The 25311-nt window shown below is 73.4% G+C and carries 23 protein-coding genes; 4 read left to right on the top strand and 19 right to left on the bottom strand.

The window, feature by feature from the left end; all coding sequences use genetic code 11:
* Window positions 1-60: 60 nt before the first annotated feature.
* From ACGFWJ_RS13045 to ACGFWJ_RS13035, 3 genes are all read right to left on the bottom strand, one after another.
* On the bottom strand, window positions 61-576 hold the full coding sequence (locus tag ACGFWJ_RS13045; RefSeq protein ID WP_392948471.1) for a methylated-DNA--[protein]-cysteine S-methyltransferase: 516 nt from the start codon (window positions 574-576) through the stop codon (window positions 61-63).
* Window positions 573-2105: a DNA-3-methyladenine glycosylase 2 family protein gene (locus tag ACGFWJ_RS13040; protein WP_392948469.1), complete on the bottom strand. Its 1533-nt coding sequence runs from the start codon at window positions 2103-2105 to the stop codon at window positions 573-575. Before ACGFWJ_RS13040 ends, ACGFWJ_RS13045 begins: the two co-directional genes overlap by 4 nt.
* A 127-nt stretch (window positions 2106-2232) precedes the next feature.
* Window positions 2233-2709 carry a MarR family winged helix-turn-helix transcriptional regulator gene (locus ACGFWJ_RS13035; RefSeq protein WP_387863815.1) on the bottom strand — a complete coding sequence of 159 codons (477 nt, stop codon included), beginning with the start codon at window positions 2707-2709 and terminating at the stop codon, window positions 2233-2235.
* Window positions 2710-2884: 175 nt separating this feature from the next.
* Here ACGFWJ_RS13035 and ACGFWJ_RS13030 point away from each other — a divergent pair, with 175 nt between their 5' ends.
* Window positions 2885-4696, top strand: a complete 1812-nt coding sequence (locus ACGFWJ_RS13030; protein WP_392948466.1) for an MFS transporter — start codon at window positions 2885-2887, stop codon at window positions 4694-4696.
* 591 nt (window positions 4697-5287) lie between these two features.
* Here the strand turns inward: ACGFWJ_RS13030 and ACGFWJ_RS13025 are convergent.
* The 6 genes from ACGFWJ_RS13025 to ACGFWJ_RS13000 form a co-directional block, all read right to left on the bottom strand.
* The gene (locus ACGFWJ_RS13025) at window positions 5288-5842 is read right to left on the bottom strand and encodes a hypothetical protein (RefSeq protein WP_392948464.1); all 555 of its coding nucleotides are present in this window, start codon (window positions 5840-5842) and stop codon (window positions 5288-5290) included.
* Window positions 5843-5936: 94 nt separating this feature from the next.
* Window positions 5937-6305 (bottom strand): ATP-binding protein, encoded by a 369-nt coding sequence (locus tag ACGFWJ_RS13020; protein WP_392948461.1) that lies wholly within the window; start codon window positions 6303-6305, stop codon window positions 5937-5939.
* Window positions 6275-6694 (bottom strand): hypothetical protein, encoded by a 420-nt coding sequence (locus ACGFWJ_RS13015; protein ID WP_392948459.1) that lies wholly within the window; start codon window positions 6692-6694, stop codon window positions 6275-6277. The genes ACGFWJ_RS13020 and ACGFWJ_RS13015 overlap by 31 nt, the downstream gene beginning before the upstream one ends.
* Window positions 6695-7570: 876 nt before the next feature.
* On the bottom strand, window positions 7571-8239 hold the full coding sequence (locus ACGFWJ_RS13010) for a DUF305 domain-containing protein (RefSeq protein WP_387863812.1): 669 nt from the start codon (window positions 8237-8239) through the stop codon (window positions 7571-7573).
* A complete protein-coding gene (locus ACGFWJ_RS13005; RefSeq protein WP_392948456.1) occupies window positions 8236-8901 on the bottom strand; it encodes a DUF3105 domain-containing protein in 666 nt (221 codons plus the stop codon). The genes ACGFWJ_RS13010 and ACGFWJ_RS13005 overlap by 4 nt, the downstream gene beginning before the upstream one ends.
* Before the next feature lie 112 nt (window positions 8902-9013).
* Window positions 9014-9463 carry a hypothetical protein gene (locus ACGFWJ_RS13000; protein WP_387863811.1) on the bottom strand — a complete coding sequence of 150 codons (450 nt, stop codon included), beginning with the start codon at window positions 9461-9463 and terminating at the stop codon, window positions 9014-9016.
* 277 nt (window positions 9464-9740) lie between these two features.
* On the opposite strand from ACGFWJ_RS13000, the gene ACGFWJ_RS12995 reads away from it, so the two are divergent.
* Window positions 9741-11171, top strand: coding sequence for a hypothetical protein (locus ACGFWJ_RS12995; RefSeq protein WP_392948454.1), 1431 nt, complete (start codon window positions 9741-9743; stop codon window positions 11169-11171).
* A 935-nt stretch (window positions 11172-12106) separates the two neighbouring features.
* Here ACGFWJ_RS12995 and ACGFWJ_RS12990 read toward each other — a convergent pair.
* From ACGFWJ_RS12990 to ureA, 6 genes are all read right to left on the bottom strand, one after another.
* Window positions 12107-12733 (bottom strand): TetR/AcrR family transcriptional regulator, encoded by a 627-nt coding sequence (locus ACGFWJ_RS12990; RefSeq protein ID WP_392948451.1) that lies wholly within the window; start codon window positions 12731-12733, stop codon window positions 12107-12109.
* 71 nt (window positions 12734-12804) lie between these two features.
* Window positions 12805-12966, bottom strand: a complete 162-nt coding sequence (locus tag ACGFWJ_RS12985) for a hypothetical protein (RefSeq protein ID WP_392948448.1) — start codon at window positions 12964-12966, stop codon at window positions 12805-12807.
* Window positions 12967-13036: 70 nt separating this feature from the next.
* Window positions 13037-13948, bottom strand: a complete 912-nt coding sequence (locus tag ACGFWJ_RS12980) for a spherulation-specific family 4 protein (protein ID WP_392948446.1) — start codon at window positions 13946-13948, stop codon at window positions 13037-13039.
* 183 nt (window positions 13949-14131) lie between these two features.
* A complete protein-coding gene (locus ACGFWJ_RS12975) occupies window positions 14132-15175 on the bottom strand; it encodes an agmatine/peptidylarginine deiminase (RefSeq protein WP_387645637.1) in 1044 nt (347 codons plus the stop codon).
* 32 nt (window positions 15176-15207) lie between these two features.
* On the bottom strand, window positions 15208-16929 hold the full coding sequence (locus ACGFWJ_RS12970; RefSeq protein ID WP_387645634.1) for an urease subunit alpha: 1722 nt from the start codon (window positions 16927-16929) through the stop codon (window positions 15208-15210).
* A gap of 37 nt (window positions 16930-16966) precedes the next feature.
* Window positions 16967-17677 (bottom strand): urease subunit gamma, encoded by a 711-nt coding sequence (gene ureA, locus ACGFWJ_RS12965; protein ID WP_387863798.1) that lies wholly within the window; start codon window positions 17675-17677, stop codon window positions 16967-16969.
* A gap of 689 nt (window positions 17678-18366) precedes the next feature.
* Here ureA and ACGFWJ_RS12960 point away from each other — a divergent pair.
* Both ACGFWJ_RS12960 and ACGFWJ_RS12955 read left to right on the top strand, forming a co-directional pair.
* Complete coding sequence (locus tag ACGFWJ_RS12960; RefSeq protein ID WP_387645630.1) at window positions 18367-18768, top strand: ATP-binding protein; 402 nt, start codon at window positions 18367-18369, stop codon at window positions 18766-18768.
* A gap of 250 nt (window positions 18769-19018) precedes the next feature.
* Window positions 19019-21202 carry a SpoIIE family protein phosphatase gene (locus tag ACGFWJ_RS12955; RefSeq protein WP_392948442.1) on the top strand — a complete coding sequence of 728 codons (2184 nt, stop codon included), beginning with the start codon at window positions 19019-19021 and terminating at the stop codon, window positions 21200-21202.
* A 165-nt stretch (window positions 21203-21367) separates the two neighbouring features.
* Here the strand turns inward: ACGFWJ_RS12955 and ACGFWJ_RS12950 are convergent, their stop codons facing one another.
* From ACGFWJ_RS12950 to ACGFWJ_RS12935, 4 genes are all read right to left on the bottom strand, one after another.
* A complete protein-coding gene (locus ACGFWJ_RS12950) occupies window positions 21368-22351 on the bottom strand; it encodes a DUF2637 domain-containing protein (RefSeq protein WP_387645626.1) in 984 nt (327 codons plus the stop codon).
* A 137-nt stretch (window positions 22352-22488) separates the two neighbouring features.
* Complete coding sequence (locus ACGFWJ_RS12945) at window positions 22489-23295, bottom strand: iron-sulfur protein (protein WP_392948439.1); 807 nt, start codon at window positions 23293-23295, stop codon at window positions 22489-22491.
* 95 nt (window positions 23296-23390) lie between these two features.
* Window positions 23391-24170, bottom strand: a complete 780-nt coding sequence (locus ACGFWJ_RS12940) for a hypothetical protein (RefSeq protein ID WP_392948436.1) — start codon at window positions 24168-24170, stop codon at window positions 23391-23393.
* Between the two features lie 195 nt (window positions 24171-24365).
* Window positions 24366-25196, bottom strand: coding sequence for a hypothetical protein (locus tag ACGFWJ_RS12935; RefSeq protein ID WP_392948434.1), 831 nt, complete (start codon window positions 25194-25196; stop codon window positions 24366-24368).
* Between the last annotated feature and the right edge of the window lie 115 nt (window positions 25197-25311).

Raw genomic sequence — 25311 nt, 5'->3', positions numbered from 1 at the left:
CACCAGGACGAACTCGCCCCGGCGCAGGGGTGATTGGGGCTGCGCCGGGTTGACGGGTGGTCAGAAGAGCTGGTCCGCGTCCTTGCCGTTCTCGTGGGCGAGCAGCCAGCGCTTGGCGTCGATGCCGGCGGCAAAGCCGGTGAGGCTGCCGTTGGCGCCCATGACGCGGTGGCAGGGGCGGATGATCAGCAGGGGGTTGGCTCCGACGGCGCCGCCGACGGCGCGGACGGCGTTCGGGGGCTGGCCTGCGGCGTCGGCGAGTTGGCCGTAGGTGACGGTGGTGCCGTAGGGGATGTCGTCGATGCTCTGCCAGATCCGGCGGCGGAACTCGGTGCCGACGGGGGCGAGCGGCAGGTCGAAGGTGGTGCGCTCGCCTGCGAAGTACGCGGTGAGCTGCTCGACGACGGGGGCGAGCGCGTCCGGGTCGGGCTGCCAGTCGGCGGCGGGCTCGGCGAGCGCGTACTTCTGGCCGGGGGCGGTGACGGCGGTCAGGGCGAAGCCGTGCTCCTCGTCGAGGGTGCCGCTGAGCAGCAGGGTGCCGAGCGGGCTGTCCATGGTGGTGAAGACGGTGGTCATGCCGGTTCCTTGCGGGTCTCGCGGATTCGGGTGGCGGTGTGGTGGGCGGAGGCCGCCGACCACAGGTGGTGCAGGGCGTAGGAGCGCCAGGGCGCCCAGGCGGCGGCGCGGTCGGCGGAGCTGCGCGGATCGCCGCTCTCGCCGAGGGCGCGCAGGCCGTCGCGGACGCCGATGTCGGTGGGGAGGAAGACGTCCGGGTCGGCGAGGGCGCGCATCCGCAGGTAGCCGACCGTCCACGGGCCGATGCCCGGGAGGGCGAGCAGCTCGGCGGCGGCCTGTTCGCGGTCCACGCCCGGGTCGAGCCGGACGGTGCCCTCGGCGAGGGCGGCGCACAGGCCGAGCAGGGCGCGGCGGCGGGCCTGCGGCATCGCCAGGTGCTCGGGATCGGCGGCCGCGAGCTCGGCGGCGGTCGGGAACAGCAGGCGCAGCCCGCCGTCCGGGGACGGCAGCGGGGTGCCGTACGTCTCGGCGAGCCGACCGGCCAGGGTGCGGGCGGCGGCGACGCTGATCTGCTGGCCGAGGACGGCGCGGACCGCGAGTTCGTGCGGGTCGACGTGTCCGGGGGAGCGCAGTCCGGGCCGGGCCGCGGCGAGCGGGGCGAGCAGCGGGTCGGCAGCGAGCCGGTCGTCGACCGCGTCCGGGTCGGCGTCCAGGTCGAACAGGGCGCGCAGCCGGTGCACGGCCGTGGTGAGGTCGCGCAGGTCGCTGAGCGTGAGCCGGCAGTCCAGCCAGCCGCGGGCCCGGTCGTCGCCCGGGGCGAGCCCGTCGACCTCGGCGATGCCGTGCCCGTACGGCAGTGCCAGGGTGCGCCGGTAGGTGCGGGTGCCGGGACGCGGGCCGGGGACGACCTCCTCGACGCCCGGGACGGCTCGCAGCGCGAGGAAGTCCAGCAGGTGCTCGGTGTCGACGGCGCCCCGGTACGCGAGCCGCAGACCCAGCGCGCCGGCCGCGACGGGGGCGCGGCGGTGGCCGCCGCGCTCGGTGCGCAGCGTGCTGGGGGTGCGGTCGTAGACCTCGCGGATGGTGTCGTTGAACTGCCGCACCGAGGCGAAGCCCGCCGCGAACGCCACGTCGGTGACCGGGAGTTCGGTGGTCTGCAGGAGCAGCCGGGCGGTCTGGGCGCGCTGCGCGCGGGCCAGTGCGAGCGGGCCGGCGCCGAGCTCGGCCGTCAGCTGGCGCTGGAGCTGCCGGGCGCTGTAGCCGAGCCGGTCGGCCAGCCCCGCGACGCCCTCCCGGTCCACCACGCCGTCGCCGATCAGCCGGACGGCCCGGCCGACCAGGTCGGCCCGGTGGTTCCACTCGGGCGAGCCCGGCACCGAGTCGGGCCGGCAGCGCCGACAGGCCCGGTAGCCCGCGCCCTGCGCGGCGGCCGCGGACGGGAAGAACGAGCAGTTGGTGCGCTTGGGAGTGGTGGCCGGGCAACTCGGACGGCAGTAGATGCCGGTGGTGCGGACGGCCGTGAAGAACACTCCGTCGAAGCGGGCGTCCCGGCTGTGCACGGCTCGGTATCTGGTCTCGTCGTCGATCACGCCATCCAGTCTGCGTCATCCCCGGAGGGCCGACTGGCGGAAATCGGACGTCGCCATGCCTCGGCTGGTGGCGCGGTGGGGTCGGCGTGCGGGGGCGGCGCCTGTGAGGGGGGCGAGCGCGGTGGGGTCAGCGTGCGGGATCGGTGCCCGCGAGGGTGTGGGCGAGGTGGTCGAGGCCGGGGAGGGCCTGCATGACGGCTGCGCGGTCGGCGGGGGTGAGGCTCAGGAGGGCGCTGGCGAGGCGGCGTTCGTGGGCGCTCTGCCAGTCGCGGAGCTGCTGGTGACCGGCCTCGGTGAGGGCGATCCGGGCGGTGCGGCGGTCCCCCGGGTCGGGTTGGCGGTCGACCAGGCCGGCGTCGAGGAGCTTGGAGATCAGACCGCTGACGGTGTTGGGCGCCAGGCGTTGACGAGCGGCGAGTTCGCCGACCCGCATGGGGGCGACGGCGAGGGTCTGGAGGAGCTCGACCTGGGCCATCGGCAGCGCCTCCCAGGGGAACTCGGACCGGATGGAGCTGCGCAGGGCACGGCGCAGTCGGGTGATCACATCGGTGAGCTGCTGGGCCCCGGCGAGTGCGTCGGGCGCGGGCTGGGGCTGCGAAGACATGGCGGACAGCGTAGCGCCAGGTGGTGTCGGTGCTGCTCCAGGTCCCGACGTTGACCAGCGAGGACGGTTGCCGGGGCGGTGCGGCGGGGCTGTCGCGGGGCTGTCGGGAGGGTGGATGGCTCGGGGTCGGAAACAGTCCTTGAGCGATTATGTCGGTGGCAGATATATTCGACTCATGGCCGAACCTGCCGTTGCCTCCAGGCTGCTCGACGCCCTGCAGCGCGCCGAACGCCCGCGCCCGCGCGCCGTCGCACGCTGGCCGCACGCGCACTGGCTGGCCGTCGGCACGGTCTGCCTCGGCGCGTTCCTCGGCCAGCTGACCGCGAGCGTCACCTCACTGGTGTTCCCCGCGCTGGAACGCCGGTTCGACGCGGGCTTCGCCGCCGTGGAATGGGTGTCGCTTTCCTACCTGCTGGTGCTGGTCGCCCTGCTGGCCCCGGTCGGGCGGCTGTCCGACCTGGTCGGCCGCAAAACCATGTACCTGGCCGGTTTCGCCGTGTTCGCGGCCGCCTCACTCGCCGCCGGACTGGCCGACAGCCTGGCCGTACTGGTGGCCTGCCGCGCAGTACAGGCCGTCGGCGGCGCGATGATGCAGGCCAACAGCGTGGCACTGGTCGCCCGCGGGGTACCGGAACGGGCGATGCGCACCGCACTCGGCATCCAGGCCGCCGCCCAGGCCCTCGGCCTCGCCCTCGGCCCGACCCTCGGCGGCCTACTGGTCACCCACGCCTCCTGGCGCTGGGCGTTCTGGGTCAACGTCCCGATCGGGGTGCTCGGCATCCTGGCGGGCTGGTTCCTGCTACCGCGAACCTTCCCGGACGGCGCGAGGCCGTGCGGCGGGCAGGTCGGGGACGGGCGGGCTGGGGGCGTGCGGGCCGAAGGCGGGCGGATCTGGGATGGGCAGGCCCAGGCCGGGGGTGGACACGTCGGCGTCGGGGGCGGACGGGCCGAGGGCTGGCGGATCGGCGGGCGGGCCGTCAGCGGGCGGGTAGGGGATCGACAGGCCGGGGGCGGGCGGGTAGGGGATCGACAGGCCGGGGGCGGGCGGGCCGAGGGCTGGCGGATCGGCGGGCAAGTCGGAGGCGGGCGGATCGGGGGCGAGCGGGCCGGAGGCGAACGGGCCCGTAGCGGGCGGGTCGACGGTGGATGGGCCGTGGGCGGTCGGATCGATGATGGGCGGGCCGATGGCGGGCGGCCCGAGGGCGGGTGGGCCGGGGACAGGCAGGTCGAAGGTGGCGGACGGTTCGACCTGGCCGGGCTGTTGCTGCTGGCCACCGCGTCGACGGCGCTGCTGCTGGCGCTGTCCGCCGCGTCCGGACTGCCGCTGCCGGGCTGGGCGGTGGCCGGGTTGGCGGTGCTCGCGGTTGTCGCGGCGGCCGGGCTGGTCCGGCAGGAGCGGCGTGCGGACCGGCCGATCGTCCCTCCCGGACTGGTGAACACCCCGGGTATCCGGGCTGGGCTGCTGGTGGCGCTGATCGGCTACCTGCTGCTGTTCTGTCCGCTGGTGCTGGAGCCCGTAGTGCTGGCCGGTCGCGGGGTGTCCGCCGGCACGGCCGGAGTGGTGATCACCGCGCTGCCGGCGGCGTTCGCGCTGGCCGCCACGGTCGGTGGCGGGCTGCTGCCGCGCGGCTGGAGCGACGCGGTGCGCTGCCGGGCCGGTGCGCTGGCCGCCGCGGCCGGACTGCTGGCGCTCGCCGCGCTGCCCGCGCCCGGAGCCGGCACGACGGTGCTGCCGCTGCTGGTGACCGGCTACGGCCTCGGGCTGCTGCTGCCCGCCAACAACACGCTGGTGATGCGGGCGATACCTGCACAGAGCTCGGCCGTGGGCGGCGGCCTGGTGAACATGGTGCGCAGCCTCGGCACCGCACTCGGCACCGCCCTGCCGGTGCTCGCCGTCCACCTCGCCGGACCGGCGTCCGGCGGCCGGGCGGTCCTGCTGCTGCTCGCGGCGGTCGCCGCACTGGCGGCCCGCCTGTCCGCCCGCTGACGCCATGCCGCGACCGCCCGCCAGGTGCACGGCCGGGAACGCCCGCCGGCGCCCGGCCGGGTTCGCCCGCTGACGCCGTGCCGGGAGCGCCTACTGGCGGACTGTCGGGTACCCCTGCAAGGCGCACGGCTGGGGACGCCTACCTGCGTGCTGCCAGGAACGACAGGTGACCTCACGTCGGGAACGTCCGCCGGCGCCCGGCCGGGTTCGCCCGATGACGCCGTGTCGGGAGCGCCGACCGGGGACTGTCGAGACCGCCCGTCAGACGTACTGATTTTGTCGGGTCATATGAGAGCCACTGCTTCGGTGTGATCGGGAGCCGGGTCTGGGCCGTTCGTGGCGGTGGTGTACTCGACTGCGGCGGGTGTTCTTCGGTGAGTTCGGGAGCCGTTTCGGCGAGATTGGGAGCCACTGATCGGGTGACCTGGTGGGTCTGGGCGGAGCGTCCACAGGGCTGGGAACGAGGCGTCGGTAGCCTGTGATCGCGGGCCCGGGTCGCCTCCCTGACAAGTCGCGACCGGGGCCTCGTCACAAGCTGACTACCTGACGCTGCTGGTCAGACCGTGGTCCCCGCAGGCACCGTGGCAGTGCTCAGTCGTGGATCTCCCAGGTGTCCCTCGGCAGCCAGTGGGGGAGGTCGTCGAGCGCCTCGGCGGGGAAGAACACCGGCCGGGTGAGGAGGCGGTCACCTTCCCGTTGCACGTTGATCACCACGCCCAGGGACTCCGAGCCGGGAACGCCCGCGCTCATGTAGGAAAGCTCCTCTTCGGGTGAGCGAGCCTCGGCTCGATCGAGCATCCACTGCTCCAGCACGGAGGGCACCCGGCCGACGAGTGCCGCACCATCTGCGGAGACCTGCGGTCCGCACAGAGCGTCGACCACAATGCCCGCAAGCTGTTCATCCCGGTAGTACAGGTGCAGGCCGAACTCCGGGTACTTTCCTTCCACGACTGTGTAGACGTTCGTATCCACCTCGCGCCGGCGGGTGTGTCGCTCGACCTCGGCAGTGAGGCCGCTCATGGCGTCCGCCACCTCAACAGGGCTCATACCGAAGCGCAGTGGCCCAACACCTACGAACGGCTCCAACAGCCACTGCTGCCGCTCTTCATCCGGCACGACATGCCACCAGCCCTTGAACATGATCACGGAGTCTATGACAGCTGCGGACGCTCACGTGCTGCGCAAGGTCTGCTGTCCACCCGAAACGCACGACCACCAAGATCCCGACAGCGTCAGGTAGTCAGTTCGGGGTGGGGAAGAGGGATTCCTGGGTGGCCTGGTAGCGGTAGGACTCGGTGCCGGTCTGGATCAGCGTGCATCGGAAGGTGATCCGGTCGGCGATGGCCGCGCAGAGGCGGGCGTCGCCGAAGGTCTTGTCCCACTCGGTGAAGGGCGAGTTCGTGGCGACGGCGGTGGCCTTGCGCTCCGCGCGTTCGGTGAAGATCTGAAACAGCAGCTTGGCGCCCTTGCGGTCCAGGTTGAGGTAGCCGAACTCATCCAGGCAGAGAAGGTCGATCTTGCTGTAGCGGGCGATCACGGAGGACAGGCGGCGGTTCGCGTGGGCCTCGGCGAGCTCGTTCACCAGCGCTGAGGTGGTGGTGTAGCGCACAGCCGCAGCGTGAACAGCACGCACTTGCGCCGCTGCCCGGCCAGGTCCAGCCAGAAGTCCGCGAAGTCGACCTCCGCCTCCTCGCCCGGCCTCTTCGCCTGCGGCACTATCCCGTCCAGGTGCCGGCGCCCCTCCAGGGCCTCCGCCTTGATCTCGGGGCGTCGCTTCCTTACGTACTCCCACACCGTGGTCTGCCGACCCAGCTCGAAGTCGTGCTCCGCAGCCAGGCGCTCAATGATCCGCGGGATCGTGTGCTTCTGCTTCGCCGGCGCATCCAGGTCCTCGCGCAGCATCGCGTCAATGAAGCCCTTCACCGGCTCCAGCACGCTCTTGCTCGGCGGCGGCGCCTTGCGTTTCGGCGGCACCGGCGACTCCAACGCCTTCTTCACCGTGTTCCGCGACACCTTGAACCGCGCCGCGAGCTCCCGCCCCCCGACAGCCCCTGCTCGCGGTGAGCCCGGCGAATCCTCTCGAACAGCCACTCACGTGACCTGTGCACCAGCGGTCTCCCTGACCTGGACCGTGATCAACAGGCACAGCGTGACGGCCGAATAGCCCAAGCCACCGCGATTACTCCGAAAGCGGCATGTTCCACACCATCACACCGACTGGCTCCCAAACTCACCGAAGAACCACTGGCTCCCCAACAGACCGAGGCCATGGTTCTACTTCACCCCGGTAAAAACAGACGTACGGCCGGTACGCCCGCCAGGTGCAGTGCCGGGGACGCCCATCGGCGTGCTGCCAGGAACGACTGCCGACCTCACGTCGGGAACGCCCATCGGCGCATGGCCGGGTTCGCCCGCTGACGCCGTGTCGGGAACGCCCCACCGGCGCGCGGCCGGGAACGCTCGCTACATGGCCAAGAATGACCGCCGACCTCATGTCGGGGACGCCCGCCGGTGTGCTGCCGCGGCCGTCGGCTGACGCCATGTCGGGATCGTCACCGGCATGCGGCCGGGACCGCCCGCCGGGCGCATGGCAGTGCCCGACTGCTGCCGCCACGCCGCGACCGCCCGCCGACGCGCCGCTGCCGCCACTGGCGCACTGTTGGAAATGCCCGCCAGGCGCGCCGCCGAGACCTCCCACCGCTCCGCCACCGCGACCGCCCACCGGCGCGCAGCCGCGACCGCCCACCGGCGCGCAGCCGCGACCGTCCGCCGGTGCCGTGCCGCGACCGCCCCCACCCCAGCGCCGCGCAGGATCGCGCGAGGGGCGCCGCCCGGGCGTTTCCGGGTGGCGCCCCTCGCGGGCGGTTGACGGCGTCAGGAACTCGGCGGTGCGCCGCGTTCCGTGAGCATGGTGGTGATCAGGTCGATCTCGGCCTTCTGGCCGTTGACCATGGTCTGCGCGAGCCGCTTCTCGACGTCGTTCTTCGCCGCGTCCACGTACGCCTGGGCCATGTCCGCGCCGCCCCTGTGGTGGGCGAGCATCAGCTGGAGGTAGAACACCTCGGCGTCCTTGCCGCTGAGGGTGCGGAGTTTGTCCAGGTCGGCGTTGGTGGCCATGCCGGGCATGAGCGAGCCGTCGTGGGCCTCGTAGGTGTGGCCCATCCAGGTCATCGGCTTGGCCGCGCTGGTTTGGGTGAGGCCCCACTGGTCGAGGTAGCCCATCAGCATGCCGCGCTGGTTGGCCTGCGTGTTGATGATGTCGAACGCCAGGGTGCGGACCGCCTGGTCCTGGGTGCGGTCGCGGACGATGAACGACATGTCGATCGCCTGCTGGTGGTGGGTGGCCATGTCGCGGGCGAAGCCGGCCTCCGCCGAGTCGGTGCTCGGGGTGGAGGAGGAGCTCCCGGACGCCGGGGTGCTGCTGGAGACCAGCGCGGGCACGCCGAGGCCGAGCGCGACGACCGCCGCCAGCGCGGCGGGCCACCACAGGGTGCGGCGGCGCCGACCGGTGGCGGGCTGCGACGGTTCCCGGTCGGCGGTCACATCGCGCCCGAGCTGCAGGAGGCGCCGGGCTCCTGGGTCTGCGGGCCCTGCACGTACTTGGTGAAGAACTGGTCGATCCGCGGGTCCTTCGAGTTGTCGACGATCAGCTGGGTGCCCCAGGCGCTCAGCGTGATGGTGCCTTCCTCGTCGGGGTAGGGGCTCATCAGGCTGTAGGGAGTGGCCTTGACCTTCTCGCTCAGCGCCTTGATGTCATCGGGGTTGGCCTTGCCGTTGTAGGTGACCCAGACCGCGCCGTGCTCCAGGGAGTGCACCGCGTTCTCGTTCTTCACCGGCTGGTCGTAGACGGTGCCCATGCAGGTCGCCCAGACCGGGTTGTGGTCGCCGCCGACCGGCGGGGTCTGCGGGTACTTGACCTCGGTCTGGACGTGGGTGCGGGACAGGTTGTCCCAGGTCTTGACGCCCTCGATCGGCGACTTCGCCGCCTCGGTCTGCTGGTTCTTCTTGTTCTTGGCGTCCAGCGCCAGCCAGGTGCCGCCGCCGACCATGGCGAGCACCAGCCCGGCCGAGAGGGCGATGGTGAGGATCTTGTTGCGGCGCTCACGGCGCTGCTCGATCGCGCGCAGCTCGGCGATCCGGGCCCGGCGGTCGGCCTGCTGCGCGGACTTGCTTCCCTGCCGGGGCTGCTTGTAGGCGGAACCCATGAGTGATGTCCTTGTCCCCGCCGTGCGGTTCACGGCGGTCTGCGGTGGGGTTGGGGCAGCGGAGCCGCCGACCGCCCCTTCGTCGGGGAAACGGGTCGGCGGTGGGTTCCGCTCAGGACCGGTGAACCTGGAGGACGTGCAGGTCGGGCGCGTGGTGCGGCGCCGGTCGGACGTCGCACGCCGGGGCGGCGGGCGACGCGGGGGGAGCCACCAACTGCGGCAGGACGACCGCGCCGGGCTGCGGGGGCGCGTTCGGGAGCTGCGACTCCGGGCCGCAGAAGGAGTGACTGGAACAGCCGTGACCGGGCACCCGGCCCGGGCCGTCCGCGGTGCACAGGATGAGCACGCCGGGGCCGTCCGGTGCCAGCGCGTGCTGGTGTCCGGACGGTGCGCCGACCCGGTCCCGGTCCGCGAAGACGGCGGCCGCCGCCGGAACGACGGTGGACACCGCCTGGACGGACGTGACGGGCGCGGGGGGCGCGGAGCTCGCCGTGCGGGCGTTCGCCGCGCACGGCAGCAGCGCCAGCAGGGCGGCCAGCAGCACGGACCACAGCATCGCCACGGGGCGGAATACCGCGTACGCGGTCCCTTCCCGGGGTCGAGTGCGAAGTCCTGGCGCGGTCATGCGCACATATTAATCAGCCGATCGGGTGAAGCGATGCCCCTCTTGGGCTCCGAATTTCCCCCGCGCGGCCCATCGCTCCGGCTCATTTCGACCGGCAGTGGCCGGAACCCCACCCCGGCGTCGGTGCGATGTTCCGATTCCCGGACACCGTCGTTGTGCTTCGGAAGAATGACTTGACGTCCGGCTATTCCACGGATCAATCAGGAGCCGTCAGTTGAACGAGCAGGGCGCACCCGGGCCGAGCCGACCCGACGACGCCTGGTGGCACACCGTCTACGCGGGCCCCGCCGGCACCCTCCCCGACACTCCCGACGCCGTCGCCGACACCTCGTCCGTGGACGAATGGTTCACCTCCGCCGTCGGCCTCTTCGACACCCAGGACGGGCCCGCCACCGAGCACACCCCCGTGGACGCGGTGGCGCACCCGGAGCCGTCCCTGCGCAGCTGGGCCGAGGCCGCCTGGCCCGAGATCCGCCCGACCGACGACGACGCACCGGCCGAGCAGCCGCACCAGCCGCACCCCACCGAACCGCCCACCGAACCGCCCGCCGAACCGCCCGCCGTTGCGGAGCCGGAGCCGGAGCCGGAGCCGGCCCCGGTGGCGGTCGCGGTGGCGGTCGCGGTACCCGAGGCCCCGGTGGAGCCCGAGGCCGTCGCGGAGCCGGATGCCGCAGTGGCCCCGCCGTCGGAGCGCGGCGCGCCCTGGCGCGGGCCGGAGGCGCCGGCGGTGCCGCATGTCGGGGAGCGGCCGCCGACGTACGCCGCCGAGCCGACCGCGCTGCCGGTCACCGACCCGGACGGGCTGGCCGGCATCGTGCCGGACACGGCCATCGACGGCGCCCAGTTCGCGGCGACCACGCTGCGGGCCGTGTCGATCCGCGGCGACTCCGCCCGCTACCGGGGCGAGCCGCGGCGCGACGCGCTGCTCACCGTCCGGTTCGGGGAGGCCGAGGACGGGCTGGTGCTGACGGTGCTCGCGGGCCCGGCGCGGCGGGCCGCCGCCGCGTCGGGTTCCGCCGCGGCGGCGGACGCGGCCCGGCAGTTGGCCGTCGCGATCGGGCGCAGCCGCGCCGAACTCGCCGCCGACCTGCGGGCCGGCGCCCGTGACAGGCTGCGGTACGGCCTGCAGCGGATCGCGCTCCAGGCGGCGGCCCGGCTGCGCGGCGACGCCGAGAACGCGGTGCCGGAGGGGGCCGAGCCGGAAGCCCTTCAGGAGACGCCGGCGGAGGAGACCGCCTCGCTGCACTGCCTGCTGATGTCCACCGACCCGGCGGCCACCCACCGGGCCGCGTTCGGCACCGGCCCGGGCGGGCTGTACCTGCTGCGGTCGGGGCACTGGATCGACGCGTACGCGGCCCGGCTGCTCCACCACCCGGACGGCCAGCCCCCGTTGCCCCCGGCCGCGCGGCAGGCGCCGCGCCCGTTCCGGTTCCGCCTGGTGCCGGCCACCTCCGGCGACATCCTGCTGCTGTGCACCCCGGGCCTCGCCGACCCGATCGCCGAGGAGCCGGCCGTCGCGCACTTCCTGTCCAGCCACTGGGCGCACCCGCACCCGCCGGGCACCGTCGACTTCCTCCGCCAGATCCAGGTCCGCGCCAAGGGCTACGCCGACGACCGCACGGCGGTGGCGGTCTGGACGGAGTGACGCCCGCGACGGGGGCTCCGCCCCGGGCGGCAGCCGCACGGGGATCCGGTGCGGCCAGGCTGGACCCGGTGGGTCCGTTCGGGCCGGTGCCCGTCGCCGCCTCGCTGCGCGCGCCCGTTGGCGTCGTGCGGGCTTCGTCCGGAGGAGTGGTAGCCGGGTGGCGCGGTGAGGCCCGGCTGGTGGCGGTGGGTCTGTCCTGGCCGGTGCCCGTCGCCGGGCCGCCAGGGGTGCCCGTCGGCGCTTCCGGTTTCGTGCCGGACCGGGTCGGCCGGGTGCGCGGGTGGCCTGCGGGTGGTGAGCGGCGGCTTCGCCGGGTGGCTCGGTGAGGCCCGGCCGGTGGCGGTGGGTCTGTTCCGGCCGGTGCCCGTCGCCGCCTCGCTGCGCGCGCCCGTTGGCGTCGTGCGGGCTTCGTCCGGAGGAGTGGTAGCCGGGTGGCTTGGTGAGGCCCGGCCGGTGGCGGTGGGTCTGTTCCGGCCGGTGCCCGTCGCCGGGCCGCTGCGGGTGCCCGTCGGTGCTTCCGGTTTCGTGCCGGGCCGGGTCGGCCGGGTGCGCGGGTGGCCTGCGGGTGGTGAGCGGTGGCTTCGACGGGTGGCGCGGTGAGGCCCGGCCGGTGGCGGTGGGTCTGTCCCGGCCGGTGCCCGTCGTCGGGCCGCTGCGGGTGCCCGTCGGTGCTTCCGGTTTCGTGCCGGACCGGGTCGGCCGGGTGCGCGGGTGGCCTGCGGGTGGTGAGCGGTGGCTGCGCCGGGTGGGGCGGTGGTTGCCCGGTGTGGCGCGGCATCCGATCGTGAACGCCCTGCCGCTTGCGTTCGTCGGCGGCCCGGTGCCCAACGGCCGGTGGCCGGTTGCCCGTGGCACGCCGCCGGTGGCCGGGCCTGTGCCGGTCGTTTTCCGTCGGCCCGTGCCGAAGCCGTCGCGCCCGTCCGACCGCTGCTCCGCTACTCCGCCGCCTTCGCCGGGACGCCGAGGAGGGCGTGGGCGGCGGAGGTGGCGTGGGCGGTGGCCTGGGGGCGGGTGGTGGCGGGGAGGCCGATGGCGAGGGGGATGGCGAGGCCGTCGAGGAGGGCGCGGAGCTGGGTGGCGCGAGCGGGAGCGGGGGTGTCGGCGACGGTTGTGAGGACGCCGGTGGTGAGGCCCTCGGTGATGAGTGCGGTGAGGTCGTTCTGCCAGGGGGTCTCGATGTCGGGCTGGCCCTGGCGGAGTTCCGCGGTGCCGGGGGAGCGGCTCCACACCTCGATCCACAGGATCCAGCGGGGGTCGCCGGGGCCTTCGGGCAGGTAGAGGTCGATGTAGCGGGCGAGCCGTTCGAGTACCGGCAGGTCGTGGCGGGCGAGTTCGCGGGTGCGGCGTTCGCCGAGCTGGGCCTCGCTCCAGCGGAGGGTCTCCAGCAGGAGCTGGTCCTTGCTGCCGAAGTAGTAGAGCAGGTGTCCGGCGCTCATGCCGAGCTGCTGGCCGAGGCCGGCCATGGTGAGGCGGGCGAGGCCGTGTTCGGCGATGGCGGCGCGGGCGGCCGCGTACACCTCTTCCCGCGGGCGGGCCGGGCGGCGGGTGCGTGGCGGGGCCATCCGCTCTCCTCGTTGCTGGCTGTCCGGCGTCCAGTTTCCCGTACGGGGCGGGGCGGGGGTGCGGCCGGGGGTCACCAGCCGCTGTGTTCGCGTCCTTCGGCGGTCTCCTGCCGGCCGTGGTCGAGGCCGGCCCGGTAGGCCTTGCGGAGGACGGCGGCGGCCTGTTCGCGGTCCAGTCCGGGGGCGAGGCGCAGCAGTTCGTCGGTGAGTTCGTCGAGCGTGGGGGGTGTCATGCCTCCATGACACCCCGGCGCGGCTGGGCCCGCCCCTCCTGTCGACGAAGGGGTGGGCCCGGCCGGGAGGTCAGCCGATGGTGGCGGCGTACGAGGTCTCCGCGCCGAAGCCCCAGGCGGGGGTGGCGTCCCACGGGTTGAGTTCGACGTCGTCGGTGGCGTACGCGTACCCGGCGCCGCGGGTGAACGCGGTGCTGAGGGCGGTCTTCATGGCGGTGGCGTTGGGCGTGGCGTGGATCAGGTGCCAGTAGGAGGTGCCGTCGGGGTCGAACCCGGCGCCGGGGTAGTAGCCGGCGGTCAGGTTGAAGACGTTCCCGCCCAGGTAGTGGTTGATGTAGTTGTCGTAGGTGCCTTCGAAGGTGACGAAGGTGTCGGCGGTGCGCTTGCCGGGCTCCAGGAAGCAGTCCTGGACGGCGGTGCCGGGGTTGTTCACCACCAGTTCCTGCACGGTCGGGTCGATCGAGTGGACGAGCGCCTGGACCTGGTGGCGCAGGTCGAGGTAGAAGTCGCGTTCGACGTTGTTGACGCCGCAGTTGCGGCTGCTGGTGTCGAAGAAGATGCCGTCGACGTGCAGCTTGCCGTCCGGGGTGACCAGGTAGTTGCGGACGTCCTTGAGTACGGCGTCCCGGTCGCGCCCGGTGGCTTCGGTGTGCACGTAGCCGATCACCTTGGTGTGCTCGCCGGTGGCGGTGGTCTTGGCGCGCAGCGCGTCGGCGCGGGCCTGCCAGTCGGCGGCGAACGGGGCTTCGCCGCTGCCCGGGTTGAGGATGACGACGGACGGCGCGGGCGTGGTGGCCTGGACGTTCAGCAACATCGGGTAGTCCGGGAAGCTGTAGGCCGGGATGCCGATCTCCAGGCCTCGGGTCGAGGCGGTGGTGGCGGCCGGGATGGTGCCGGCGCCGGCCTGCGGTGCGGCGGTGGCGCCGACGGCGAGCAGCGAGCCGAGGAGCAGGGCGGTGAGCCCCTTCGCGCGAATGCGCATGCGTGGATCCCCCAATGCTGGGCGGGCGCCCCCCTGGCGCCGCACGGGCATGCTAACCAGTGACGCGCGTTCCGAGGCCGAATACCGGAGATCGTTCGCAGGAGTTCACCGGCGACCGGACGGCCGGTCGGTGACGGAGCGTCGGCTCCACCACTGACCGGCCGTTCGATGCGTGAGGAGGCGTCAGGCCTTCGGCTGCTGCTGGGTGATGCAGTGGATGCCGCCGCCGTTGGCGAAGATCTCGCGGGCGTCGACCAGTTCGACGGTCCGGCCGGGGTACGCCTTCTCCAGGATGGCCTTGGCCTGCTCGTCGCGCGGGTCGTCGAAGGCGCACAGGACGACGACGCCGTTGGCCACGTAGTGGTTGATGTAGGAGTAGTCGACGGGCTCGCCGTCCTCGTCGAACAGGACGGTGGGGGCCGGGAGTTCGATGACCTCCAGGCTGCGGCCCCGGGCGTCGGTGGCGGAGCGGAGGATCCCGGCGAGCTCCTGGCAGACCGCGTGGTCGGGGTGCGCCGGGTCGGGCTGGGAGTGCACGACGACGGTGCCGGGGCGGACGAACGAGGCGACGATGTCGATGTGGCCGCGGGTGCCGAACTCGTCGTAGTCGCGGGTCAGTCCGCGCGGCAGCCAGATCGCCTTGGTGGTGCCGAGGTGCGCGTGCAGTTCGGCCTCGACCTGCTCGCGGGTCCAGTCGGCGTTGCGGCCCTCGCCGAGCTGGACGGTGTCGGTGACCAGGACGGTGCCCTCGCCGTCGACGTGGATGCCGCCGCCCTCGTTGATCAGACGGGAGGCGAAGCGCCGCACGCCGGCCAGCTCGGTGACGTGTTCGGCGATGTGCTGGTCGTTGTCCCAGCGGGCCCAGGACTGGGCGCCCCAGCCGTTGAACACCCAGTCGGCGGCGGCCAGTTGACCTTCGCCGTCGATCAGGAAGGACGGGCCGATGTCGCGCATCCAGGCGTCGTCCAGCGGGCGCTCGACGATCTCCACGTCGGGGGAGAGATAGGGGCGGGCGGCCTCGGTCTCGCCGGTGTTGACGACCAGGGTGACCGGCTCGTGGCGGACGATCGTGTTGGCGACCTCGGCCCAGGCGCGGCGGGCCGCGTCCAGCTGCTCCGCTCCGTCGAAGGTCGGGTTCGGGGTCGGGAAGGCCATCCAGGTGCGCTCGTGCGGGTGCCATTCGGCGGGCATCCGGAAGCCGAGCGAGGCGGGGGTGGGGGAGGTCATGAGGAATCAAGTCCTAGGAAAGTGAGGGGAGTTCACAGGAAGTACAGGCGGCTGAGGGAGACCGAGTCGGCGGGCGCGGAGCGCAGCGGCTCGCCGTCCAGCGAGACCAGGCCGGTCGCCGAGACGTCGACCTGTCCGAGCCGGCCGTTGCGCAGCATCGAGCGCGGGCCGATGCCCCGGGTGCCGCGCACTCCCACCCGCCGCCTGCGGGTGGGCAGTTGGTCGCCCGCGACGTCCAAGTAGGCGGAATCGGCGGCGGCTTGGGCGACGAACGCCACCGAGAGGTCCGCGGCGGTGGCGCCGTGCGCGCCGAACTGCGGCCCCAGCACCAGGGGTTCGCACCGGTCGGTGGAGGCGTTCGGGTCGCCGACCACGCCGTACGCGGGGAAACCGGCCTTCAGTACCAGCTGCGGCTTGGCGCCGAAGTGGTCCGGCCGCCACAGCACGATGTCGGCCAGCTTGTCGACCTCGATCGAGCCGACCTCGTGGGAGAGGCCGTGGGCGATGGCCGGGTTGATGGTCAGCTTGGCGATGTAGCGCAGCACCCGCTCGTTGTCGTCGCCGCCCTCGGCGGTGCCGTACGAGCCGGTGCCGTCCAGCGGGCCGAGTTCGGCCTTCATCTTGCCGGCCATCGCGAAGGTGCGGCGCACCGTCTCGCCGGCCCGGCCCATGCCCTGGGCGTCGGAGGAGGTGATGCCGATGACCCCGAGGTCGTGCAGCACGTCCTCGGCGCCCATCGTGCCGGCCCGGATCCGGTCGCGGGCCATCGCGGCGTCGCCCGGCAGGTCGGGCTTGAGGTCGTGGGCGGAGACGATCATGTCGTAGTGCTCGCCCAGCGCGTCCCGGCCGAACGGCAGGGTCGGGTTGGTGGAGGAGCCGATCACGTTCGGCACGCCCGCCATCTTCAGCACGTTCGGCACGTGGCCGCCGCCGCAGCCCTCGATGTGGAAGGCGTGGATGGTGCGGCCCTCCAGCACCGCGAGGGTGTCCTCCACCGACAGGCATTCGTTCAACCCGTCGGTGTGCAGGGCAACTTGGACGTCGTACTCCTCGGCGACCCGCAGCGCGGTGTCCAGCGCCCGGGTGTGCGCGCCCATGTCCTCGTGCACCTTGAAGCCGGACGCGCCGCCCTCGGCGAGCGCCTCCACCAGCGGAGCCGGGTCGGAGGACGAACCGCGGCCCAGGAAGCCGATGTTGACCGGCCAGGCGTCGAAGGAGTTGAACGCGTGCCGCAGCGCCCACGGCGAGTTGACGCCGACGCCCCAGACCGGGCCGAACTCCTGGCCGATGATGGTGGTCACGCCGGAGGCCAGCGAGGCCTCCATGATCCGCGGCGACAGCAGGTGGACGTGGGTGTCGATGGCGCCCGCGGTGGCGATCAGGCCCTCGCCGGAGACGATCGTGGTGCCGGTGCCGACCACCACCTCCACGCCGTCCAGGGTGTCGGGGTTGCCGGCCCGGCCGATCGCCGAGATCCGGCCGCCCCGGATGCCGATCGAGGTCTTCCGGATGCCCTGCACCGCGTCGATCACCAGCACGTTGGAGATCACCACGTCGCAGGTCTCGCGGACCGCGGCCGGCTTCAGGTGCAGCCCGTCCCGGGCGGTCTTGCCGAACCCGGCGAGGAACTCGTCGCCCGGGGCCTGCGAGTCCGACTCGACCCGGACGATCAGCCCCGAGTCGCCGAGCCGGACCCGGTCGCCGGCCCGCGGGCCGTGCACCGAGATGTAGTCGTGCGGGGTGATAGCACTCATGCGTGGTGATCCTTCCTGGTGCGGCGGGCGTTGGCGGTCACTGCGCGGGCTCCGTGTCGTCGAACTCGGTCAGGTAGCCGGTCGCCCGGGCCTTGGCCAGCGCCGCGTCCTTCGCGCCCGGCGCGTCCAGCGGCCCGTCCACCAGCCCGGCGAATCCGATCGCGACCCGCTCGCCGCCGATCGGCACCAGGCCGACCTCGACGGTGCTGCCCGGGTCGAAGCGCACCGAGGAACCCGCCGGCACCGCCAGGTGCATCCCGTACGCGGCGGCGCGGTCGAAGGCCAGGCGCGGGTTGGACTCGAAGAAGTGGAAGTGCGAGGTCACCGAGATCGGCACCGAGGCGGTGTTGTGCACCGGCAGCAGCAGCGCCTCCTCCACCGGGTCGTAGCCCGCGCCGGCGCCCGGCAGCGCCGCGCCCGGGGCCCCGTCGCCCAGCGAACCCGCGCCGCGGAACGGGTCGTTGACCACTGCCAGGCGCGTCCCGTCCTCGAACACCGCCTCCACCTGGACGACCGTCACCACGTCCGGCACGCCCGGCAGCACGTCGGCGGCGCTCAGCACGGTGCGGCCGGCCTCGATCGCCTCGGCCAGACGGCGGCCGTCGCGGGCCGCCTCGCAGACGGTGTCGGCGATCAGCGCCGTCGCCTCCGGCACGTTCAATCGCACGCCGCGCGCCCGTCGGGCGCGGGCCAACTCGGCCGCGGTGAAGATCAGCAGCCGGTCCCGTTCGGTGGGAGTCAGTCGCACGGTGCCTCGCTCGTCGAGGGTGGACGGAGGGTGGTCGGTGAAGAGTTTAGAACGACGTTCAAACGCGTCGGGCCCCATTGAACCCGCGGCTGCCCGCCATGTCCAGCGTCCGGCCGCGGGCCCGGGACGCCCCGCAGGCGCACGGGAGGGGTGTGGGAGAAGTGGGGAGGAGCTGTGCGGAAGTGGTCGGCAAGGATCGGAATCGATGATCGGGGCGGGCGAGGATCGCGCCGGGGACGAGCCGACGCACCGGCCCGGAGATCGCCGACCGGCGCACCGGCAACGCCGCGCCCGCCCGGCTGTGGGACTGCACCAACGGCGCCGACCAGGGCCGGCGGATCTCCTGACGCCGAACGGGCACGCGGGTGAACCGGGGCCCCGGCCCGGGCGAGCGCCCCCGGCTCACCCGCGTGCCCGCGCACGCCCTTGCGCACCGTTCACCACGGGCGTAGGGGCGGATCACTGTTGCAAACGCCGCCGAGTGGGCATGAGGATGACCAGAAGTGGCCGCCGGGCCGGTGGGGGACCGGAGCGGCCGTCCGGAACGAGGGCGGGGGCTGAAGAAGTTGATGGACGGTCAGGCAAGGTTCCCGCGGCAGCGCTCGGCCTCGCGCCGGGAGCAGACGGACCGGCAGGGGCCCGCACAGATTCAGTCACAGCCGGCGGCGAAGCCGCAGGGTCCGGCCCCGGTGCACCAGCCGGAGTGTGCCCTGCACCGCCGGCTGCACGCCTCCCTGGAGGCGGCGGACCTGCCCGCCGTCAGCACCGTCCGGCGCCGGCTGCGGGCCGCGCTCGACCACTGGGGTGTGCCGGAACTTGCCGACACCGCCGAGCTGCTGACCTCCGAACTGGTCACCAACGCGCTGGTGCACACCGGCAAGGGCGCCGAGTTCGACGCCCAGTTCACCGCCGAACAGCGCCTGCGGGTCGAGGTGCACGACCGCACCAGCCACCTCCCCGGCCGCCGCCACCCGAACGAGGACGCCACCTCCGGGCGCGGCCTGCTGCTGGTGGAGGCGCTCGCCGACGACTGGGGAGTGCAGTTGCGCGGGGACGGAAAAGTCACCTGGTTCGAGCTGTCCGTGCTCTGAGCGGGCCCGCCCCGAACCGGTGGGGGGAATTCCGGACCGGCCACCCGGGTGGGCCGTTCGGGTGAGGATTCTCCGGCGGGATCGTGTGCGATCAGTACCGCGCAGGTCACCGGCATTGCCGCCTTGCCGAACATACGAGAGGGTAGTGAGAATGTGTGCCAGTAGGCACACGCAACCATCGCGGTCCGGCCGGCCCAACAGGGGACACGGAAACCAGCGGCCGCCAGGCAAGGCATCCGGCAGGAGAAGCATGGCCACCGAGCCCGAGGCGCCTGGGCCCGCCCGCCGCACCCCGCCCGCCCAGGCCACCCGGAACAGCACTCCCGCGAACCCGCTGCGCACCGCCGCCGGCCGCGCCGTGCCGTCCACCGCCCGGGGCCTGCCCACCCGCACCGGGGACTCCACCCCCGAGTGGCTCGAACCGGCGATGGCCGCCAACGGCATCGGCTCCTTCGACTGGGACATCCGGCGCGACACCCTGGTCGGCGACCGGCGCGCCTGCACCATCCTGGGCCTGGCCGGCCAGCAGTTCGACCGCAGCTCCGGCGCCTTCCTCGCCCTGCTGCACCCCGAGGACGCCCCCGTGGTGCGCCGCCGGGTCGAACGGGCCGTCGCCGAACTCGGCCAGTGCGGCGCCTACTACCGCACCGTCTTCCCCGACGGCGAACTGCACGCCGTGCGTTTCCGAGGCCGGGTCCTCGCCGACGCCTTCGGCCGCCCCTCGCGGATGGTCGGCTTCGTCTGGGACGCCACCGTCGAACTCCACAAACGCGAACGCGCCGACGAACTCGCCGTGCTGCGCGAGGAACGCTCCCGGTTCATCAAGGAAGCCGCCCGCGCCCTCTCCGATGCCGTCACCGTCCGCGACGTCACCCGGGTCTTCACCGAACTTCCGCTGCCCGGCCTCGGCCCCGACGGACTCGCCCTCGCCTCGCTCGAAGGCGGCCGGATCGCCGTGCTCGGCTCCAGCGGCTACCGCAGTACCCTCGACGCCCAGTTCGACCGCATCCCGCTCGCGCCCACCCACCCCGCCGCCGAGGCGGTCCGGCAGCGCGCCCCGATCTTCGTCTCCAGCCGCGAGGAGTACCGCGAGCGCTACCCCGAGGCCTGGGACTGGGCCGAGAGCAGCGGACGCTCCTCCTGGGCGTTCCTCCCGCTGGTCGCCAGCGGCCGCCCCACCGGCGTCTGCGTGGTCTCCTTCGACGACGACCGCGAACTCGACCCCGACGAACGCACCCTGCTCTCCACCCTCGGCGGACTGGTCGCCCAGTCCCTCGCCCGGGCCCGCCTGCACGACGCCGAACACGAACTCGCCGCCGGCCTCCAGCGCGTCATGCTGCCCCGCACCGTCCCCGCCGTCCCCGGCGTCACCACCGCCGTCCGCTACCTCGCGGCCGGCTCCGGCCTCCAGATCGGCGGCGACTGGTACGACGTCGTCCCGCTGCCCGGCGGCCACGTCGGCCTGGTCATCGGCGACGTCCAGGGCCACGACGTGCACGCCGCCGGCATCATGGGCCAACTCCGTATCGCGCTGCGCGCCTACGCGGCCGAAGGGCACCCGCCGGCCGCCGTGATGGCCCGGGCGTCGCGCTTCCTGGCGGACCTCGACACCGACCACTTCGCGACCTGCACCTACGCCGAGGTCAACGTCGACTACGGCGTGGTCTACGCCGTCCGGGCCGGCCACCTCGACCCCGTGGTGCGCCGCGCCGACGGCAGCACCCACCCCGTTCCGGTGGCGGGCGGGCTGCCGCTCGGCGTCGCGCCCGACGAGGAGTACCGGGTGACCCGGTTCAGCCTCGACCCCGGGGAGACCGTGCTGCTGTTCACCGACGGCCTGGTCGAAGCCCGCGACATGGACCTCGACACCGGGTTCGCCCGCCTCTGCGACACCGTCTCGGAACACCTCCCCCCGATCGACGAATCCCCACGCGAGCCACTGGAGGAACTCGCCGACCGGATCGCCTCGCAGGCCGCCGACACCAGCGAACGCGAGGACGACATCGCGCTGTTGCTGCTGCGCTGGGACGGGCCCGCGGGCGGCCGCGCCGCGCAGCAGTTGCGGCGCAGGATCGGGCAGGCGGACCTGGCGCGGATCTCCGAACTCCGGGCGGAGCTGCGGGACGCGTTGCGGCGCTGGGGGGTGCCCGAACTCATCGACACCGCCGAGCTGTTGTCGTCCGAGCTCGTGACGAACGCGATTCGGCACACGGACCGGGACGCGATGTTCACTGCGCGGCTCTACCAGGAGGACGGGCGGGCGCGGCTGCGGGTCGAGGTCGAGGACGAGAGCGATCTCTGGCCGACACGCCGCACGCCCGGCGAACAGGCGTCGTCCGGGCGTGGGTTGATGCTGGTCGAGGGCTTGGCCGATGCGTGGGGGGTTGAGCCTCGCGGCTCGGGCAAGCGGATGTGGTTCGAGTTGAGCAGCTGAGTATTCAGGGGCTCGGGGAACGGCGAGGCCGGGCTGCGAGTGGTCGGGACTGCTTGGGGTCAGAGCGGGGACCAGAAACGGCGGAACCTTTCAGCGCCCTGTTGATCGCCAGCAGACTCGGCCCCGCCGTTCCCCGGGCCCCTGTCGGGGCTCCGTCCGTTCTCCTCAGCCGAACTGCTGCTCCAGGTCCTTGAGCTTCTGTTCGAGCGAAGCGAGTCTCGTGGTGTCCTCGTCCGGGGTGAGGTCGATGCTGCGGTGGGCGGGTGTGGCGGGGAGGCCGGCGGGGGCTATGGCGGGCTCCGTCGGGGTGGGGGTGGTGGGGGCGGGTTCGAGTTGGCGGGTGTGGCGGGTGCGCCAACTGGTGCCGGGCTGGCGGCCGATGGCGCGGATCTCGGCGCGTTCCCGGCGGGAGGCCATCCTGCGGCGTTCCCGGTTCTCCGCCGAGGTGCGCTTGTCGTCGCGGACCTCCTCGACGGCCTCGTCCAGGGTGCGGACGCCTTCGAGGAGCATCAGCGACCATGCGGCGTAGGTTTCGCGCGGGGCGCGCAGCCAGCGGACCACGCGGATCTGCGGGAGCGGTCGCGGGACCAGCCCCTGCTCGCGCAGGGCGGCGACCCGGGTCTGCTTGAGGGCGCGGTCGAACAGGACGGCGGCCGACAGCGACATGCCGGCGAAGAACTGGGGTGCGCCGTCGTGGCCGAAGCCGCGGGGGGCGTGCACCCAGTTGAACCAGGCGGAGGCCGCGGCGAACAGCCACACCAGGAGGCGGGAGCCGAGTGCCGCATCGCCGTGGCTGGCCTCCCGGACGGCGAGGACCGAGCAGAACATGGCGGCCCCGTCGAGGCCGAACGGGACCAGGTACTCCCAGCCGCCGGAGAGGCCGAGGTTCTGGACGCCGAAGCCGACCAGTCCGTGGAAGGAGAGCGCGGCGGCGACCGCGGCGCAGCAGAAAAGCAGTAAGTAGGAGGCGCCCCCGTAGAGGGATTCGGTGCGGCGGCGGCGTTCCTCGGCGCGTTCCCAGGAGTCCGAATTGCCGGTGTTGGTGGCTGCGGCCGAGCGGCTGCGGGCGAAGGCCAGCAGGGCGACGGCGCCCACGAGGGCGGCTGCGCCGGCGACGACCCAGCCCAGCGGTATGTCCGACAGTCTCATGAGCTGATCAAGCCTCGCTTTCCGCATCGTGATTGAGGGGAACCATCATGGCGGAGATATGCGGGGAATCATGACCGGATCGCGAGCAAAACACCAATTGGGGGGAATTTCGGAATCAGATCAAAATATTGTCGGAGCTATTTGCTGCGGGGGCAGCTGAAACAGGGTTCGGCCGGCCGGACCGTGTAGAACAGGCAGCAGCCGACCCTGGTCCTGGTGCGGTGTCCGCCCTCCTCGCGGAAGCCGGGCGGGCCGACGAACGGGGCCGAGGAGGCGTCGGCGGTCAGCAGGGTGGTCAGTTCGGCCACGGCCCGGGGCTCCTCGTCGAGCAGGGTGGCGAGGTACCAGAGGCCGTTCACCACGTCGTCGGTGGCGAGCGCCCAGAGGGTGCGCGGGCCGCGTCGCACGCGGGGGCGGAAAGCGTGGAGCACCGGCGCGAGATGGTCGGCGAGCGCGGTGCGCAGTGCGGCGTCGAGGGCCGGGCGGTCCGGGACGACCAGGGCGTTCGGACGGTCGGCCGCGGGGTCGTCAGGCAGGCAGTGGAGGGCGGTCGGGCGGGCGGTGAGTTCGCCGGTGGCGCGGTTGATCGAGACGCGTTCGACCGGGAGCACCGGGACGCGGCGCTCGAGGAACCACGGCAGGGTGAAGGCGAGGGCGGCCGGCCAGGCGTAGCGGTGCAGGCTGAAGCCGGCGGTGACGTCCGGGCGGGTGGGGGCGCCGTACAGCTCGAGGCCGAGGCGTTCGTCGAAGGCGATCGTCGCGTCGAGGGCGGCCGGGTCGGTGGCGAGGGCGGCGGCGGTGGTCCAGCCGGCGCCGGTGCGCGGGGCGGCCGGGTGGATCCGCAGGCCCGGGAAGACCTCGGTGAGGCGCCGCCAACTCCCGTGCAACACCTGGGAGTCGGCGGCGGTCGGTGCGGGGAACTGCTCGACCTGGTGCGCGGTCACGCGGGCTCCCTGGGTGGTACCCCGGGAGCGGGGCCCGGGCACGGCACGGTGGACCTGTCCGGGCCACTGCTCGCCCCGGACAGGTAAGGCTCACCTTAGCTGATGCCGTGCCGCGGGTCGTGCACAGTGCCGTCTTCCGGCTCCGCCGCCCTCGCCGGGGCCCGGCCCAGCCGCCGCGCCAGCCACACCGGCACCCCGCCGAGCGCCTGGACCAGCCGGGACGCCTCGGCGCGCAGCCGTTCCGCCTCGGCCGGTTCCGACACCTCCGCCAGCGAGGCCAGGGCCGGCGCCACCCCCACCGTGAACCCGAGTTGTTCACGCAGCTTCAATGCCGCGCCGAAACCCTCCCGGGCCCGCTCCGGATCGCCCGCTGCCGCTGCCAGCCCCGCCAGGTGGCACCAGGTCGAGGAGCGCAGCAGGTCGTCGCCGCGCTCCCTGGCCCCCTCGTGCGCCCGGGTGTACGCACTGTGCGCCGCCGCCGGATCGTGCAGCAGGTTCTCCGCGACCAGCCCGCGCCGGAAGTCCAGCAGTGGCCGGCCCGGTGCCTTCGGCGGCAGCAGCGCCGAGGTGCGGCCCAGCGCGGCCTGTGCCTCGTCCAGCCGGTCCCGGCGGTTCAACACGCTGGCCACGTACGCCAGGTAGCCGCGTGCGCAGGAGGCCGCCGCGCGGTGCTCGCTGCCGGCGACCGAGGCTTCCGCCTGGCGCAGGGCGTCCTCCGCGCGCTCCCAGTGGTCCGCGGTGAACAGGCACTGCTCGATCAGCAGTTCGGCCCGCTGGAGCGCCGCCGTCGGATCCCGGCCGGCCTGCGGGCGGAGCAGGTCCGCCGCCTCCTGCCAGCAGCCCCGCGACCGTAGCCGCCAGACGACGTCCGCCATGCCCCCCGGGGCAGTCCCGTGCACCGACAACGCCACCTCCTTGTGCGCGCCATGCAGCGACCAGCCGGCCCTCCCCAATCCCCAAGGGCCCGCGTCGTGGCGGCAATTCAACACGCGTAGGAGCTTGTGCACCAGATCACGAGCGTGAGGAAATCCGGAAGACGTGCTTCCGGGTGACGGTGGCGTGACGGCGTGTCAGGACGTCCAGCCGGTCTCCATCAGCGCCTCGGCCGCGCCGTTCGAAGGCTGCGGGATGCCCGCCGCGTCCAGCGTGAAGAGGGCCACCAGCAGCTGTTCGCCGCGCACCATGGCCTGCCGGGAGTAGCCGGAGACGGTGAACATCGCCGCCGCGACCTGCTCACTGTGCAGGGTCTCCAGCCACAGGCACTCCACCGCCTTGACGTCGGCCGGCTCCGTCCAGGTGTCCACCCGGGCCACCATCCGGCCGCCCAGCAGACTGGTCGAGTCGCGCTCCTGGCTGGTGGTCAGCTCCAGGTCGTCGAAGCCCAGCCACTGCAAGTAGCGGGCCGCCGTCAGCACCGCGTCCTGCGGGGTGCGCACCGGCTGCGGGCGGAACGGCGGGCGCAGCGCCCGGGCCGGGCCCGAACCGGCCGCGAGCGGGTCCGGCGGGGAGAGCGGCGGCACCGCCGTGGTGTACGGGCGGGCCGCCTCGGCCGGACGGGTCGCCCGCGGGCCCGCGCTCTGCAGCTTCGGCGCCCGGTCCACCGGCATCCGCACCGTCGCCCCGCAGTCGCAGGTGAACTCCGGCTGCGGCCACTGGTCGTTGCGCCCGCAGTGCGGGCAGCGCATGCTCACCCAGGAGTCCTCCCAGGAGCGGAACCGCACCTGCACCGGCACCCCGCCGCGCAGCAGCGGCACCCGCAGCTGCGCGCCGCACGGGCAGGGCAGGCTCGGCGGCTCGTAGCGGTGCTCGCGACGGCAGGCCGGGCAGCGCAGTTGGCTGGCCCCCGACGGCGAACCGGGGGAGAACCGGGCCGGATCTGCGGCGTCCTCGGGCAGCGGCATGGTGGGCACCGTCCGTCTGGGTCGAGCTGGCAGGGATGCCATCCATCCTCGCCGATCGGGCTCCGGCCCGGTGCGGAATGAGGCAATCCTGCACCGCAGTTGAGGCGGGGAAAAG

Source organism: Kitasatospora sp. NPDC048407, from assembly GCF_043200475.1.
In the GTDB taxonomy this organism is placed as follows: Bacteria; Actinomycetota; Actinomycetes; order Streptomycetales; family Streptomycetaceae; genus Kitasatospora.
Note: the sequence above shows the minus strand (reverse complement) of the source record. Positions and strands in the feature narration are given on the sequence as shown.